The 15,753-nt window shown below is 74.9% G+C and carries 13 protein-coding genes; 8 read left to right on the plus strand and 5 right to left on the minus strand.

Annotated elements, in window-relative coordinates; all coding sequences use genetic code 11:
* Positions 1 to 1,358, minus strand: a 1,358-nt coding sequence (locus C1I92_RS35655; protein ID WP_199521372.1) for a DUF2530 domain-containing protein, incomplete at its 3' end; no start/stop codon positions are given.
* Between the two features lie 139 nt (positions 1,359 to 1,497).
* Here C1I92_RS35655 and C1I92_RS19160 point away from each other — a divergent pair.
* From C1I92_RS19160 to C1I92_RS19180, 5 genes are all read left to right on the plus strand, one after another.
* Positions 1,498 to 2,955 carry an NCS2 family permease gene (locus C1I92_RS19160; RefSeq protein ID WP_111256253.1) on the plus strand — a complete coding sequence of 486 codons (1,458 nt, stop codon included), beginning with the start codon at positions 1,498 to 1,500 and terminating at the stop codon, positions 2,953 to 2,955.
* 36 nt (positions 2,956 to 2,991) lie between these two features.
* The gene (locus C1I92_RS19165; RefSeq protein WP_111256254.1) at positions 2,992 to 3,594 is read left to right on the plus strand and encodes a dienelactone hydrolase family protein; all 603 of its coding nucleotides are present in this window, start codon (positions 2,992 to 2,994) and stop codon (positions 3,592 to 3,594) included.
* Positions 3,595 to 4,790: 1,196 nt separating this feature from the next.
* Positions 4,791 to 5,744, plus strand: coding sequence for a hypothetical protein (locus C1I92_RS35320; RefSeq protein WP_111256255.1), 954 nt, complete (start codon positions 4,791 to 4,793; stop codon positions 5,742 to 5,744).
* A complete protein-coding gene (locus tag C1I92_RS19175) occupies positions 5,741 to 7,168 on the plus strand; it encodes a hypothetical protein (protein WP_111256256.1) in 1,428 nt (475 codons plus the stop codon). Before C1I92_RS35320 ends, C1I92_RS19175 begins: the two co-directional genes overlap by 4 nt.
* 97 nt (positions 7,169 to 7,265) lie before the next feature.
* Positions 7,266 to 7,871: a dihydrofolate reductase family protein gene (locus C1I92_RS19180; protein WP_111256257.1), complete on the plus strand. Its 606-nt coding sequence runs from the start codon at positions 7,266 to 7,268 to the stop codon at positions 7,869 to 7,871.
* A gap of 118 nt (positions 7,872 to 7,989) precedes the next feature.
* Here the strand turns inward: C1I92_RS19180 and C1I92_RS19185 are convergent, their stop codons facing one another.
* Positions 7,990 to 10,941 (minus strand): sacsin N-terminal ATP-binding-like domain-containing protein, encoded by a 2,952-nt coding sequence (locus tag C1I92_RS19185; protein ID WP_111256258.1) that lies wholly within the window; start codon positions 10,939 to 10,941, stop codon positions 7,990 to 7,992.
* A gap of 2 nt (positions 10,942 to 10,943) precedes the next feature.
* Entirely contained in the window at positions 10,944 to 11,717 is a 774-nt protein-coding gene (locus C1I92_RS19190) for a DUF3027 domain-containing protein (protein ID WP_199521373.1), read from the minus strand.
* Between the two features lie 98 nt (positions 11,718 to 11,815).
* Here C1I92_RS19190 and C1I92_RS19195 point away from each other — a divergent pair, with 98 nt between their 5' ends.
* Positions 11,816 to 13,438, plus strand: coding sequence for an MFS transporter (locus tag C1I92_RS19195; RefSeq protein ID WP_199521374.1), 1,623 nt, complete (start codon positions 11,816 to 11,818; stop codon positions 13,436 to 13,438).
* A gap of 5 nt (positions 13,439 to 13,443) precedes the next feature.
* On the opposite strand, the gene C1I92_RS35660 is transcribed toward C1I92_RS19195, so the two are convergent.
* The gene (locus tag C1I92_RS35660) at positions 13,444 to 13,827 is read right to left on the minus strand and encodes a cold-shock protein (protein WP_111256259.1); all 384 of its coding nucleotides are present in this window, start codon (positions 13,825 to 13,827) and stop codon (positions 13,444 to 13,446) included.
* A gap of 131 nt (positions 13,828 to 13,958) precedes the next feature.
* Here C1I92_RS35660 and C1I92_RS19205 point away from each other — a divergent pair, with 131 nt between their 5' ends.
* Complete coding sequence (locus C1I92_RS19205) at positions 13,959 to 14,750, plus strand: HipA family kinase (RefSeq protein ID WP_111256260.1); 792 nt, start codon at positions 13,959 to 13,961, stop codon at positions 14,748 to 14,750.
* Positions 14,747 to 15,121, plus strand: a complete 375-nt coding sequence (locus tag C1I92_RS19210; protein WP_111256261.1) for a DUF3037 domain-containing protein — start codon at positions 14,747 to 14,749, stop codon at positions 15,119 to 15,121. The genes C1I92_RS19205 and C1I92_RS19210 overlap by 4 nt, the downstream gene beginning before the upstream one ends.
* Here the strand turns inward: C1I92_RS19210 and C1I92_RS19215 are convergent.
* Positions 15,118 to 15,732, minus strand: coding sequence for an HAD family hydrolase (locus tag C1I92_RS19215; protein WP_199521375.1), 615 nt, complete (start codon positions 15,730 to 15,732; stop codon positions 15,118 to 15,120). The two genes, C1I92_RS19210 and C1I92_RS19215, sit on opposite strands and share 4 nt — an antisense overlap.
* Between the last annotated feature and the right edge of the window lie 21 nt (positions 15,733 to 15,753).

Here is a 15,753-nt window from a genome sequence, read left to right on the forward strand (position 1 = left end):
TCGCCGAACAGCTCGGACGCCGCGGGTGGGGTCCGCCGGGCCGGTCGCTCGGGCGGCGGTGGGGCCGGACGTTCCGGCGCGGCCGGACGGTGGTCGGCCGGACGGTGGTCGGCCGGCTGCGATCGCGGCGCGGCGGGCGCAGGTCGCGGCGGTACGGACGGGCTATCGGCCGATCCGGGTCGCGGCGCCGCGGCCGGACGCTCGCCCGCCCCCGGCCGTTGGGGTGCCGCCTCGCCGGCGGCGGAGCGCGCCGGGCCGGCCGGACGCTCCGGTGCGCGCCCAGGAAGATCCGCGGCGCCCGCCGGCCGAGCCGTTGTAGCCGGTCGTTCGGGCGCGATCCCCGGACGCTCGCCCGGAGCCGGTCGCCGCGACGGCACCGGACCTTCACCAGCACCCGGCCGCTGCCCGACCGGCGTACGTCCGGTGGACGGGCTGGGCCGCGTGGAAGCGGCGGGCTGGTCGCCGGACCAGGCCGGGCGGCCGTGGGCCGTGGTGTCGGCACGACCGGCACGCGGATCGGGACCAGCCGCTCGCACATCCGCGCCGGCACCGCCGCGTCGGTCAGCGCCAACGCCCCGCGGATCCGGACCAGCGCCACGCGGGCCGAGACCGCCCTCGCGCGCATCCGAGCCGGCGCCACCGTGGCGGTCAGCGCCACGCGGGCCGAGACCGGCGCCACGTCGATCGGTACCGGCGGCGCGCGGATCGCCACCGACGCCTGGCCGGGTCGGCGGCAGGTCGAGGCGGGTCGCGTCGATGCGCGGGACGTCCGGGCGAACCGGCGGCAGATTGCCACCGGTGTCGATGGGCCGTGTCACGGAGTCGGGCGCGCTCTGCGGCGGACCACCGGCCGGACCCGCACCCCGTCCCGGCACACCGTCACCGCGACCCGGGACACCGTCACCGCGCCCGGGAGCGCCCGCACCTCGTCCCGGCGCGCCCTCACCGTCGGCCGGAGCACCCTCGCCGCGCCGTGTCTCACCCCGGCTGGGAGCCTCCGCATCGCGGGCGATCACCTCGCCGCGGGTCAGCACCTCACCGTCGGCGGAGCCGGCCGCCTCACGAGCTGCCTCCTCCGCCTCCTCGCGCTCGAACTCGATGGCGTCGCGGCGCTTGCGGGTGTACTCCAGCCCGAGCAGGCCGAGGCCGACGCCGGCCAGGCAGGTCCAGACCCACCAGCCGCGGCCCTCCGCCTGCAGCGAGTCCATCCGCAGCGCCAGCAGAACGAACGCGATCGCCCACAGAATGGTGACGACAGCGACCGTGCGAACACCGTCGACGTCGAGCGGCTGAACCTCGTCGGGCTCGGCCGCCTCGACCTCGGGCTCCCCTGGGGACCGCCGCCGACGCTTCGCCATACGGCCCAGGCTAGCCCGGCCACATCAGTCCCGGCGAGCCGATCGACCTGCGCCTAGTTCGCCAAGTGGCGATCTTCTGGCATCCTCACGCCCGGAACCGGCTGCGTCCGACCCACCGCCGAGCTGCCCGGAGGCCCCGATGAGCGACACCGACACGTCCACCGAACCCACCGCGCTGCACCGCTATTTCAAGGTCACCGAGCGTGGCTCGACGATCGGCCGCGAGGTGCGCGGCGGCGTGGTCACGTTCTTCACCATGGCGTACATCATCGTGCTGAACCCGCTGATCATCGGCACTGTCGCCGACGCCGACGGCAGCTTCCTCGGCGGTGGCGACACACCCGACCTGGCCGCCGTCGCCGCGACGACGGCGTTGGTGGCGGGCGTGCTGACGATCGCGATGGGCGTCGTCGCGAACTTCCCGCTGGCGCTGGCGGCCGGCCTCGGCCTGAACGCGTTCGTCGCGTTCGGGCTGGCGTCGCAGATGACGTGGGCCGACGCGATGGGCCTGGTCGTGATGGAGGGCCTGGTCATCCTGGTCCTGGTGCTGACGGGGTTCCGGCAGGCCGTGTTCAGCGCGGTCCCCCGTCAGCTGAAGACCGCGATCAGCGTTGGCATCGGCCTGTTCATCGCACTGGTCGGCTTCGTCAATGCCGGGTTCGTGCGCTCGACGGGGAATCCGTCGCCGCCGATCGGCATGGGCGAGGGCGGATCGCTGACGACGTGGCCGGTCGCGGTGTTCTGCGCCGGGCTGATCGCCGTCATCGTGCTCTACTCGCTGAAGATCCGCGGCGCGATCCTGTGGACGATCATCGGCACCACCGTGCTGGCGGTCGTCGTCGAGACCGTCGCCGACCTGGGTCCGTCGGCGGAGAACCCCGGCGGCTGGAACCTCAACGCGCCGCAGTGGCCCGACCAGATCGTCGACCTGCCCGACTTCTCGCTGGTCGGCAACTTCAGCCTGCTGGGCTCGTGGGAGTCCGTCGGCGTCGTGAGCGTGCTGCTGTTCGTGTTCACGCTGATGCTGGCCGACTTCTTCGACACGATGGGGACGATGGTCGCGGTCGGCGCCGAGGGTCAGTTGCTCGACGAGAACGGCAACCCGCCGAAGACGACGCAGATCCTGCTGGTCGACTCCGTCGCCGCGGCGGCCGGCGGTGCGGCGTCGGTGTCGAGCAACACGTCGTACATCGAGTCCGCGTCAGGCGTGGGTGAGGGCGCACGCACCGGTCTGGCCAGCGTGGTGACGGGGATCTGCTTCCTGCTCGCGACGTTCCTCGCGCCGCTCGTGGCGATGGTGCCGAACGAGGCCGCCGCGCCGGCGCTGGTGCTCGTCGGGTTCCTGATGATGGGCCAGGTGCGCGAGATCGCCTGGGACGACGTCGACATCGCGATCCCGGCGTTCCTGACGCTGGCGCTGATGCCGTTCACGTACTCGATCAGCACGGGCATCGGCGCCGGGTTCCTCTCGTACGTGATCATCAAGGTGGCCCGCGGCAAGGCACGTGAGCTGCACCCGCTGCTGTGGATCGTCGCCGCGCTGTTCGTGGTCTTCTTCGCGATCACGCCGATCGAGGATCTGCTCGGCGTGCGCTGACCCGACCTTGTCGGTCCCGGCTGATACAACGCAGACATGACCGAGATCGTGCTGTTCCACTCCGTCCTCGGGCTCCGGCCCGGGGTGCTGCAGGCCGCCGACCAGTGGCGCGCGGCCGGCCACGTCGTGCACGTGCCCGATCTGTACGGCGGCGCGGTCTTCGACGACTACGACGAGGCGTTCGAGTTCCTGGCGAAGTACGGCGGCCAGGCGGAGCTGCTGCGCCGGACCGACGCGGCGGTCGACGGCGTGCGGCCCGACGTCGTCTACGCGGGGTACTCCAACGGCGTCATCTCGGTCGTGCACCTGGCGGCGTCGCGGCCGGGGGCGCGGGGTGCGCTGGCGTTCCACGGATCGGTCCCGGTACGCGCTGTGGACGCGGACCTCTGGCCGTCCGCCGTCCCGGTGCAGGTGCACGAGGCCGAGCTCGACCCGTTCCGCGACGACGAGGCGAATCGCGAGTTCGCCGAGACCGTCAGCTCCTCCGGCGCGTCCTACCACTACTTCTCCTACCCGGACGTCGCCGCGCACCTGTTCGCCGACCCGTCGCTGACCGGTGAGTACGACGCCGCTGCGGCCGCTGCCATGCATGGCCGTGCACTGGAGTTCATCGCGGCATGTGAGGATCGGGGGCGCTGATGACCCCATGACGAGGAGCCTGCATGCGGCTGACTCTCCCGGCGGCCGCGATGATCCTGGCCGCCGCGGCGGCGGCCGGTACCGCCCCGGCGGCGTACGGCGCTGAGCCCGGGACGGCTGTCGGCGCGGGCTTGGCGACAGGTGACGGCGGAGGCCGGGCTGACGGCGCGGGCGTGGGCACGGGCGAAGCCGGAGGCGGGTCGGCTGTCGGCGCGGGCTTGGCGACAGGTGACGGCGGAGGCCGGGCTGACGGCGCGGGCGTGGGCACGGGCGAAGCCGGAGGCGGGTCGGCTGTCGGCGCGGGCCTGGCGACGGGTGACGGCGGAGGCCGGGCTGACGGCGCGGGCGTGGGCACGGGCGAAGCCGGAGACGGGTCGGCTGTCGGCGCGGGCCTGGCGACGGGTGACGGCGGAGGCCGGGCTGACGGCGCAGGCGTGGGCACGGGCGAAGCCGGAGACGGGTCGGCTGTCGGCGCGGGCCTGGCGACGGGTGACGGCGGAGGCCGGGCTGACGGCGCAGGCGTGGGCACGGGCGAAGCCGGAGACGGGTCGGCTGTCGGCGCGGGCCTGGCGACGGGTGACGGCGGAGGCCGGGCTGACGGCGCAGGCGTGGGCACGGGCGAAGCCGGAGACGGGTCGGCTGTCGGCGCGGGCCTGGCGACGGGTGACGGCGGAGGCCGGGCTGACGGCGCAGGCGTGGGCACGGGCGAAGCCGGAGACGGGTCGGCTGTCGGCGCGGGCCTGGCGACGGGTGACGGCGGAGGCCGGGCTGACGGCGCAGGCGTGGGCACGGGCGAAGCCGGAGACGGGTCGGCTGTCGGCGCGGGCCTGGCGACGGGTGACGGCGGAGGCACGGCCGACGGTGCAGGCGTGGGCACGGGCGAAGCCGGAGGCGGGGCGGCTGTCGGCGCAGGCCAGGCCGCGTTCGGTCCAGACCGTTCGGCCGCAGCCGAGGCTGCCCGAGGCGGCCGAGACGCGGCCGATGGCACCGCGGCCAGTGGGAGCGCCGCGGCTCGTGGTGGTGCCGCCGCCTGGCCTGACGCCGCGACAACCGCCGGCACGCCCGCATGGCACGGCCCTGCCGCCTGGCCCGACGCCGCGACAACCGCCGGCACGCTCGCATGGCCGGGTGCTGCCGCCGAGCCTGACGCTGCGGCGTCGTCGGACGAGGCCGGCGGGTATCCGGCCGAGGTCGCGATGGCGTGGGCGTCCACGCCCGTCTACGTCGACGAGACGCAGAGGTCGATCGTGCCGCCGGCCGATGCCGAGCGGCTGGCCGACCGGGTCGACGGGCATTCGCCGGCCACGTACATCGCCGTCGTGCCGGCCACCGCGCTGTCGGATCAACCGGGCGACGACAACGACGCACGAGGGGCGGCGTTCCTCGACGCCGTCGCGGAGGCCGGTGGACCCGACGGCGTGTACCTGGTCGTCTTCGGCGGCGCGGCCACGTACGGCTCCTCCAACGGAGTGAGCGCGCCGGTGACGGAGGCGCTGGCGACGGCGGTGGAGCGGAACACCCGGTCGCAGCAGGTGGCGATCCTCGACGACGCACTGACGGAGCTCGGCGTGTCCGGCGCGCCCGAGGACTCCGGCGGCGCCGGTTGGGTGCTGCCGCTGGTCATCGCGGTCGTCGTGGTGGCGGTCGCGGCCGGCGGGCTGCTCTGGTGGCAGCGGCGGCGGGCCGGCGACGGATCCGAGGGCCCGGCCATGTACCGGCCGTCCTTCGACGTCCTGGACGACGAGGCCGACTCGCTGGCCGAACGGCAGGAGCTGGCCCGCGAGGACGTCACCCGGTTCGGCGAGGAGCTCGACGCCGCCGACATCGCCGTCGCCGATCCCGCGGTCGCCGCCGACGTGCAGGCCGCGATGGACGCCTACGCCGAGGCCGGCGCCGCCGTCGACGACGAGCCCGACGACCACATGCTCCGCGCGATCCGCTCGACCGTCGAGTACGGTCGGTGGCGCCTCGCGTCGGCGCGGGCGCGGCTGGCCGGCCGCCCGCTGCCCGCGCGACGCGCCGACTGTTTCTTCGACCAGCGCCATGGAGTGTCCGTGACCGACTGGATGTACAGCCCGCCCGGCGGCCGCGCCCGCGAGATCCCGGTCTGCGCCGCCTGCCGCGACCGGCTGGCCGGAGCCGCCCGATGAGCCTCGCCACCCGCCGCACCGGACCCACCGCCGCGGCGCTCGGGCTGGTCGCCGTCACGACGCTCGGCTTCGCCTCGACGAACGCGGCGGCCGACGAGACGGACGTGAACCGGTACCTCGACGAGGTCGCCGTCGAACTGGCGGAGCCGGGCGTGTGGGTCGACCCGGACGCCGCGGACGCGATCGGTACGGCGGAGGCGGCGGAGCTGGACGAGGCGGCCGCCGCGGCTCCGGCCGGCATGCGGATCGCCGTCGTCCCGGCGTGGCGGCTCGACCCCGAGGGCCAGGAGCGCCTCTTCGGCCGGACGCTGCTCTACGAGGGCGAGGAGCTCGCCTCCCAGTTGTACGACCGCGTCGGCGTCGACGGCGTGTACCTGGTCATGTCCGTCGCCGACTCGTCCTACGACGGCCGCGGCCTGTGGGGGGTCCAGCACAGCGAGGACGGCCCGACGTACCACGTCGAGGACGCCATCGACCAGGCCGTCGACTGCTGCGCCCCGGACTACGGGCCGATGATCGACCGCTTCATCGACCGTGCCTCCGACGTCGACCACCCGTTCTACGTCGACGCCGCGCCATGGGCCGGCGGCGCCGCCGGGATCGCCGGCCTCTGGTGGGGCGGGACGGCGCTCAGCGCCCGGCGCCGCCGCCGCGCCGACGAGCAGCGCCACCTCGACGTCGTCCGGCCGATGCTGACCGAGGAGGTCATCGAGCTGTCCGACCGGGTGTCGGACCTGCCGACGACGTCCGACATCGGGCAGGCGGGCCTGACGAAGGAGATCCTCGACACCGTCGAGAAGGCCCGGCACCGGCTCGACAAGGCCGCGACCGACGGCGACGTCCAGGCGGTGACGTCGCTGCTGGGCACCGCGCGCTACAAGATCGCCTGCCTCGAGGCGCTGCAGCAGGGCCGGCCGGTCCCGGAGCCGACCCCGCCCTGCTTCTTCGACCCGCGGCACGGTCCCAGCACGCAGGAAAGGCCGTGGACGCCCAGCTACGGCGTGCGCCGCAACACGCCGGTCTGCGACCAGTGCGCCGTCCGGCTCGACGCCGGCGAGGCGCCGCAGGCACGGCAGGCCGGACGCGACAGCTACTGGGAGGGCGGCGAGGACCTCGTCGCCTACATCGAGGGCTACTGGAGCGGCAGCGCCGGCAGCTGGCGCTTCCCGCACGACGACCACTCGGCCGCCCGCGGCCGATTGTGGACCCGCTGGCACGCCGACCGTCCGCGCGGCCGGCTGGCGAGCATGGGCAAGTCGCTGAGCCGCGCCGCCGGCGACGCGATGACGTCGAGCGGTGACGGGTCGGACTCCGGCGGCGGCTGGGGCGGCGGATCGAGTGGCGGCCGCAGCCGGCGGCGCAGCTTCGGCGGCGGTTCCAGCCGGCGCTCCTCGCGACGCTCCGGCGGCGGCCGTCGCTTCTGACCCGCGTCCCGGAACGCCGTCGGGCGCAGACTAGAGGCGATGAGTTCCTGCCTCCCGGCCGGTCAGAGCTGGTGACACCCGAGGAAAGGACAGCGCCATGTCGGAGCTTCTCGTCGACTTCATCACCTCCCTCGACGGCTACGCATCGGGAGAGGGATGGCCCGGATTCTGGGGCCTCGAGGGCCCGGAGTACCTCGCCTGGCTCGGTGAACAGCCCGAGGTCACGTACCTGATGGGAGCGAACACCTACCGCCTGATGTCGGGCTTCTCCTCAGGCGAGGTCCCGACCGGCCAGGACGAGTTCAGTCCGGAAGAAGAGGCGTCCGTCGACGCGCTCACGCAGGCGACCAAGGTGGTGTTCTCCTCCTCACTCGAGGAGCCACTGACGTGGGCCAACTCCACACTGGTCCGCGACGACGCCGTCGAGGCGGTCCGCGCCATGAAGTCGAGTGGATCCGGACTCCTCAGCACGATCGGCAGCCTCAGCCTGAGCCGGTCGCTGCTGCGAGCCGGACTGGTCGACCGCTTCCGGGTCGTGATGTTCCCGGTGATCACCGGGGCCACGGGCGACGAACGCATCTACGACGGCTATCCGGACGTCGCCCTCGAGATGACCGACCACCGCACCTTCGACGGCCGCCTCCAGCTGGTCGAGTACAAGCCCAGCGTGCTCGAGCACCCGCCGCTCGCCGCCCCTGCGTGACGTCGCCCCGCCGGCGGGTCGGCAGGCGCGGAGCGGGGTTCGGGGGGACGCCGTCAGGGGTAGGCCGCGGGCGTCCGAGCAAGGAACGAGCGAGGCGGGCGGGCACCCGCGACCCCCACTACTCGAACGCGGCGTCCGCGAGCAGGTCGGGCAGCGCGCCCGGATCGGCCAGGGCCTCGGCCAGCACCCACCGCTTCGCCCACTGCCCGCTCGTCCAGGCCAGCCCACGCGCCAAGCCGTCAACGGTCGCGGCATGGACGTCGTCGCCGTCGGGCCACCAGTCGACCGGAGCGCCGCCGACCCGCAGGTCGTCGTGCTCCACATAGCTCGACGGCGCCGAGCCGAGCACCGCTGCCACCTCCGCAGGCACCGGCTGGCGGCGGCCGCCGTCGCTGATCGAGGCGGCGTACACCTCCGACGCCAGGTCGACGTCGAGGAGGTCCGCCAGCGCGGCCGGTCCGGGCAGCAGCCCGGGCTTGCCGAGCTGCAGCCAGTGCGGCCCGTCGCAGACCACGACCGACGCCGCGGGGACGACGCGGCTGCCGGCGCCGTGCGGGATCCGGATCCGCTCCGGCGGCCGCACGCCGGCCGGATCGTGCCCGGCCAGCGCCGCGTAGACCTGCGCCAGCATCGCGGCCGGCAGCTCGAGGTCCTCCTCGGCGAGCCGGGCGAGGACGGCGTCAGGGTCCAGGTCCGCGGGCGTCCGGGCCAGCCCGACGGCGGCCGCGAACGCGTCGTCGACCGGCACGTCCACGACCGGCAGCAGCGCGCGGACCACCAGATCGGCGTCCGGCAGCGCCAGCCCGGGCAGCGGCCGGCCGCCGATCCGGGCATGCCGCCGCAGCCACCACGCGGTGTACGACGACACGTCGCGCTGCGCCCCGCCGGCCAGGGTCAGCCGAACCGGCGTTACGACGGCGGCCCGCGCCTCGGCGTCGTCGGCCAGCCACTCCAGCACGTGCCGCCACGCGTCGTCGCGGACGAGATCGAGGTCGGCGACGGCGACGAACTCACTGGTCAGCGGCGGCACCGGCTGACTCGGCAGGCCGGCGAGCACCTCGTCGATCCAGGCGTCCTCGTCGTCGAGGTCGTGCCAGGTGTCCGGCTCCAGCGTCAGATCGGCGTCGCGGACGACGGCGAACCCGTCGCGCACCCCGGCCGCCCGCAGCACCGCCGGGCCGAACCGCTCGACCAGCTCCGGCGCGACGGTGAACTCGTCCGGGTTCGCGTCCAGCACGCTCAGCAGCGGCGATCCGGGCAGCAGCAGCTCCCGCGCCGACACGGACGCGCCGGTGGCGTCGACCAGCGGCAGCCCGGCCAGCCACGGCTCGTCGGCGACGCCGAGGCCGGACTCCGCCAGCAGCCCGAGCACGGCCTCGGCGATCGGTGCAGGGTCCTCGTCGCTCTCGGCGAGGTCGGCCACGGCGCCCTGGACCAGCGGGTCGCGCAGCACCGACGCGGCGGTCGCGTCGACGGCGCCGAGCCGGTGCAGCAGCGGGTGGACGGCGTCCGGCGCGACGACGCGCAGGTCGAACGGCGCCAACAGCTCCGGGCGCACCTCGCCGGGCACCAGCAGCCCGCGCGGGCCGCGGACCAGCCGCCCGTCGGCCAGCGGCACCGGCAGCGCGCCGAGCGACTCGCGGTCCGACCCGTCCAGCGCGTCGTACACGGCCCGCCACCCGGCCGGGTCCAGCCGCTCCCCGGCCAGCTCGTCGACGACGTCGGCCAGCGGCGCCACGGTCGCGCCGAGCCCGGCCAGCACCTCCGGCCGCCACCAGTCGCGCGCCGGCAGCCCCCGGACGACGCCGCGCAGTGCGGCCGGATCGGCGGTCCGGCTCAGCCCATCGACCAGCGTCACCTCGTCCGGACGCAGCCGCTCGCCGCCCGCGCCGGGCACGAACGGCGTCGCCGCGAGTGCGGCGCGGATCGCCCGGTGCAGCACGGCGTCGACCGCCTCGACCCCGAGCGGGCCCGGCACCAGCGCGAGCACGGCCGGCGCCGGCGGATCGAACGACGCCACCAGCCGCGCGTACACGTCGCCGACGTGGGTCGCGAGGTGGTCGAGCAGCGGGCCGGGCTGGACGCGGCGGCGGGACGAGTCCAGCGGCAGCGCGGCGATCACCAACGCCGGCAGGTCGGTCCGGTCGTCGGTGGGGGTCGGCGCGTGCACGACGGACGGCAGTGAGGGCGGCAGCGGGGCCGGCGCCGAGTCCCCGTCGGCGGACACCGGCACGGCGACGGTCACCGACCAGCCCGGCCGGGACCGCTCCTCGAACGGACGGTCCGCCAGCAGCTCCTCCGGGGCGACGCCCGTCCGGCGAGCGATCCGCCACCGCCGCCCGCCGATCCGCCGCTCGGCCAGCCCCTTCCCCAGCGGCACCGGCGCCTCGGCGGACAACCGCCGCGCCTCGCCGGCGCCCTCGACGACCACCTCGCTCAGCCACGGCAGCGCCAGCAGCAACGCGTCGTCGACCTCGGCGAGCAACCGGCGCACCAACCGGACCGCGTCGTCGTCGCGCAACGGCAGCTCGACCGCCGTCTCGTACCCGTCCGGCACGGCGCCGGCGGACGGGAACGGCAGCCGCAGCACCGGCACCGCGTCGCCGCGCCGGGCCAGCTCGTCGGCCAGCCCGGGCACCGTCGACGCCGCCGACCGGGCCGCGGGCCGCGACCACCGCACCCCGCCGCCGGACGCCGTCAGCACCCGCGGCTCGTCGGTCACCGCCAGCACGGCGGCGAAGCCCACCCCGAACCGCCCGACGGTGTCGTCGTCGCGCTTGGCCGACGCCCGCAGCGTCGACAGCCCCTCGACCCCGGCGGCGTCGAGCGGAGCGCCGGTGTTGGCCACGACCAGCGTCGACCCGGTCAGCCGCAGCAACAGCCTCGCTGACTCACCGGAACGTGCGCCGGCGTCGGCGGCGTTCTGCGCCAGCTCGACCACGACCCGGTCGCGGTAGGAGCCGCGGGCCAGCTCGTCCTCGGCGTTGGCGTCCTCGCGGAACCGGGCCGGCGACGCGGACCAGGCGGCGAGCACCCGCGAGCGCAGCGCCTCGGACTCGAAGGCGTCCACCGTTACGGTGCGTCGAGCTCCAGCGGGACCAGCTCGTAGCTGAGGGTGTCGACGACGGGCTCGGCGGCGTCCTCGGAGGGCGCGGGGAGCCGCACGTCGGAGTGGCCGCCGCAGCCGTGCGTGTGCGCGACGACCTTGCCGTCGAACGGGGTGCGCTCGTTGGTGCAGACGCCGTACGCGTGCCCGAGCGTGCCGGTGAGCAGCACCGAGAAGCCGCAGCTACCGCACCGTCCGGGCGCGGCCTTCGCGATGTCGGTGTGCGGGCCGGTGTCGCCCTCGTACCAGCGTTGCGCGGCGTCGTCGCGGCCCTCGCGCGACAGCACCCACTCGCGGCCGAGGCCCAGCTCCTGGATCACCTCGAGGACGTCCTGGTCGTCGGCCGTCGCGTAGCCGGGCTCGAGCCGGTAGTCGTCGTCGGCGACGGGCAGCAGGTCGCCGGGGCCGAGGTCCTCGGGCTTGACCCGCTCCTCCCACGGCACCCACGCCGGGGCGAGGACGGCGTCCGCGCCGGGCAGCAGCACGCACTCGCTGACCGTGACCGCCTTGGACCGCGACGCCCTGGTGACGGTGACCGCCCACCGCCAGCCGACGTACCCGGCCAGCTCGCAGGCGAAGTAGTGGGTGACGACCCGTTCGCCCTCGGCGTCGTGGCCGAGCGAGGCGCCGACGGCGTCCTCGCTGCCGACGTCGACGGCCGCCGCTCGCGCTTCCTCGACGGCCTTGACGAGGACGGAGTCGGCCTTGGCGGAGCGGGCGCGGGACGAGGTGGTGGTCACAATCGTTGATTGTCGCAAACTCGCGCCATGATCGACACATCGCGCCCGATGCGGGGACAACCGGCTGACCTGTCGGCCCGATGCGGTTGGATGGGTACGTGGCTGAGACCGATCCGCCGGCCGGCCCGCCCGGGGAGGGTGGGCGACGCGGCGCGCGCGAGGGCGGCGGTGCGTACGAGTCGCCGTTCGCCGGTCGTGAGCTGCCCGCCGGCAACGGCCGCCCGCCCGGTGACGCCGACGGCGCCGGCGAGCCCGGCGGGAACGCGCACGCCGGCGGAAGCAGGCACGCCGGCGGAAACGCGCATGCCGGCGGGAACGGCACCCGGTCCATGCCGCCGCCTCCGCCGGGACCGCCGTCGGCCAGTGAGCGGATGCGCCGCGCCGCCGGGGCCACCGGCCGGGCCGCCCGCTCCGCCGCCTCCGGGACGTCCCGCGCGGCCAAGGTCAGCGCCAACCGGCTGCACCGCGCCGCCGAGGCGCAGGGCGCCGGCAAGAGCGGCCTGTCCCGGCTGATCGAGCTCAACGCCGCCAGTGCCTTCGCCGACACGCTGGTGACGGTCGCGCTGGCCGGCACGCTGTTCTTCTCCGTCTCCACGTCCGAGGCGCGCGGCAACGTCGCGCTGTACCTGCTGCTCACGATGGCTCCGTTCGCCGTCGTCGCGCCGGTGCTGGGCCCGTTCCTCGACCGGTTCAGCCACGGCCGGCGCTGGGCCATCGGGTTCACCGCGGCCGGCCGCGGCTTCCTCGCCTGGGTGGCGGCCGACGCCGTCATCGACACCGGGGTATGGCTCTATCCGGCGGCTCTGGGCGTGCTGGTCGGGCAGAAGGCGTACGCCGTCGCCCGGGCCGCCGCGGTGCCACGACTGCTGCCCGAGGGCTGGACGCTGGTCGCGGCCAACTCGCGGCTCCAGCTCGCGGCGACGTTCGGCACGCTGATCGGAGCGCCGGTCGGCATCGGGCTGGCGCAGATCGGCGACGACTGGCCACTTCGAGCGGCGTTCTTCGCCTACGTCGGCACGACGGTGCTGGCGATCCTGCTGCCGAAGAAGGTCGACCTGTCGACCGGCGAGGAGCCGGCGTCGCTGACCGAGGGCGACGGGGACCAGACGACGGCGACCGCGTCCGGGAAGCCTCGCAAGTTCCGGGTCGGGCCGACGGTGGTCCGCGCGCTGCGGGCGAACGCGACGCTGCGCTGGCTGTCCGGGTTCATGACGATGTTCATGGCGTTCGTGCTGCGCGAGGAGCCGGTCGCCGGGCTCGACGACCTCGTCCTGCTCGGCATCGTCGCGGCCTCGGCCTGGCTGGGCAGCACCGCCGGGTCGTCCGTCGGCGCGCTGGTGCAGGCGCGCAGCCCGGACCGCACCGTCATGGTCCTGGTCGGGTTCGGCGCGGCGAGCACGCTGGTCGCGGCCGTCTTCTGGAACCTGCTGACGGTGATCCTGGTCGGGCTCGCGGCCGGCTTCGCCCAGCAGCTGGGCCGGCTGTCACTGGACGCGATCGTGCAGCGCGACGTGCCGGAGAAGAACCGCTCCAACGCGTTCGCCCGGTCCGAGACGCTGCTCCAGCTGGGCTGGGTGGTCGGCGGCGGCGTGGGCATCGTGCTGCCGCTGATCCCGTGGCTGGGCATGACGGTGGCGACGCTCGTCCTGCTCGGCGGCCTGGTGTTCGCGCTACGGGTACGCCCGGCCGCGCGCACGCCGTCGGCCCCGCCGCGGGAGTGACCCCGTCAGAGCTCGAGGTCGTCGGCCACCCCGCGCAGCACCGTCGCGACCTTGTGCGCGGTGCGCTGGTCGGGGTGCCGGCCGCGGCGGTAGGTGTTCGACAGGCCGTCGAGGAGCTTGATGAGGTCCTCGACGATGGTCACCAGGTCGTCCGGCTTCTTCCGGGTGGCCGCGGACACCGACGGCAGCGGATCGAGCACGCGCACCGACAGCGCCTGCTCGCCGCGGCGGCCCTCGGCCACTCCGAACTCCACTCGCTGGCCCGGCTTGAGGGCCGTCACGCCCGCGGGCAGCGCGGACGAGTGGACGAAGACGTCGCCGCCGTCGTCCTTCGAGAGGAAGCCGAAGCCCTTCTCGGTGTCGAAAAACTTGACCTTGCCCGTTGGCACGTCTGACCTCTTCGTGTCGGGGGGACCGGACAATCCTCCCGCGGCTACGGGAGACGCCACCAGCCTACGGCCGCCGAGGGCATGTGGGCCTCTCCGGGGGCGATCAATCCGATGACGTACCGTCGTCGCCCATGGTCGACGTTCCCGCGGTGACGACGTACACCGGGCTGCCGCTGGTGCGCGCGGTTCGCTACGTCGAGCCGCTGCGCGAGGGCGGCTCACTGCCCGGGCTGGTCGAGGGCGACGACCTCGGCACCTACGTGGTGAAGTTCCGCGGCGCGGGGCAGGGCCCGAAGTCGCTGGTCGCGGAGATCGTGGTCGGCGAGCTGTCCCGGCGGCTGGACATCCGGGTGCCCGATCTCGTGCTCGTGGACCTCGACGAGGCGATCGCGCGGCGCGAGCCGGACCCGGAGATCCAGGCGTTGCTGCTGGCCAGCGTCGGGGTGAACCTCGGCATGGACTTCCTGCCGCGCTCGCTCGGCTACGACGGGCACGGCCGGCGGGCCGACGCCACGGACGCCGCGAAGGTGCTGTGGCTGGACGCGCTGACGGTCAACGTCGACCGCAGCTGGCGCAACCCGAACCTGCTGACGTGGCACGGGCAGCTGTGGGCGATCGACCACGGCGCGGCGCTGCTGTTCCAGCACACGTGGCCGGGGGTGGAGGCGTTCGCGGCGCGGCCGTACCCGATCGACGACCACGTGCTGGCGTTCGCCGCGGACCGGCTGCCGGCGGTCGACGCGGAGCTGGCGCCGCTGGTGACGCCGTCGGCGCTGGCGCAGATCCTGGCGCTGGTCCCGGACGACTGGCTGCCCGACCTCCCTGGCCACCCGGACGCGGACGCCGTCCGGGCCGTCTACGCCGACTACCTGGCCGCGCGCGTCGCCGCCTCGTCGGCCTGGCTGCCGGCGGCCGCCGCATGATCCCGTTCGAGTACGCCGTCCTGCGGGTGGTCCCCCGCATCGAGCGGGCCGAGTTCGTCAACGCCGGCGTCATCGTCTACAGCCAGAAGGCGGACTATCTCGGCGCCGCCGTCCATCTCGACGCGGACCGGCTGCGCGCGCTGGACCCGGACGCCGACGTCGACGCGATCCGTGCCGCGGCCGAGGCGTACGCCGCGACCTGCACCGACGCGGCCGCGGCCGGCCCGGTGGGTGCGACGCCGATCGGCGAGCGGTTCCGCTGGCTGACGGCGCCGCGCAGCACGATCGTGCAGACCGGGCCGGTGCACGCCGGGCTCACCGACGATCCGGCGGCCGAGCTGGACCGGCTGCTCCGGCGGCTGGTGCTCTAGGTCGGGGTGCCGACGTAGTCGTCGAGCCAGTACGGGAAGTCGAGCAGGTCGGCGAAGACGACGTCGGCGCCGGCCTCGCGCAGCGCGACCGCGTCGTGCCCGCCCGTCGTCACGCCGATGGCGTAGACCCCGGCGGTCCGGGCGCCGACCATGTCGCCGGGGTGGTCGCCCACGTAGACGTCGGCGCCGCGTTCCTGCAGCGCCGCGCCCTTCGTCTCGGCGAACCGCTCGCCGATGACGTCGTCGACCGGCAGCCCGACGTGCGCGAGCACGGCCCGGACCGCGGACTCGATCTTCGCGCTGACGACCAGGACTGTGCCGTGGTGGGCGTGGATGGCGTCGATCGCCTCGACCGCGCCGGGCAGCGCCTTGGTGCCCGGGATGCCGAGCGTCGGGTAGAGCTCGCGGTAGAGGTCGCGCACCTCGGGGACGCGGTCCTCGTCGATGAACGCACGCAGCGTCGTCTCCAGCGGCAGGCCGATCATCGGCAGCAGCCGCTGCGGGTCGACGTCGACGCCGACCCGGCGGAACGCCTCGGTCATCGAGACCTTGATCCCCTCCGCGGAGTCGACGAGCGTGAGATCGAGGTCGAAACCGATGGTGAGGGACACGGCGATCACCATACGCGGCAT

Origin of the sequence: Jiangella anatolica (assembly GCF_003236295.1) — a bacterium.
Taxonomy (GTDB): domain Bacteria; phylum Actinomycetota; class Actinomycetes; order Jiangellales; family Jiangellaceae; genus Jiangella; species Jiangella anatolica.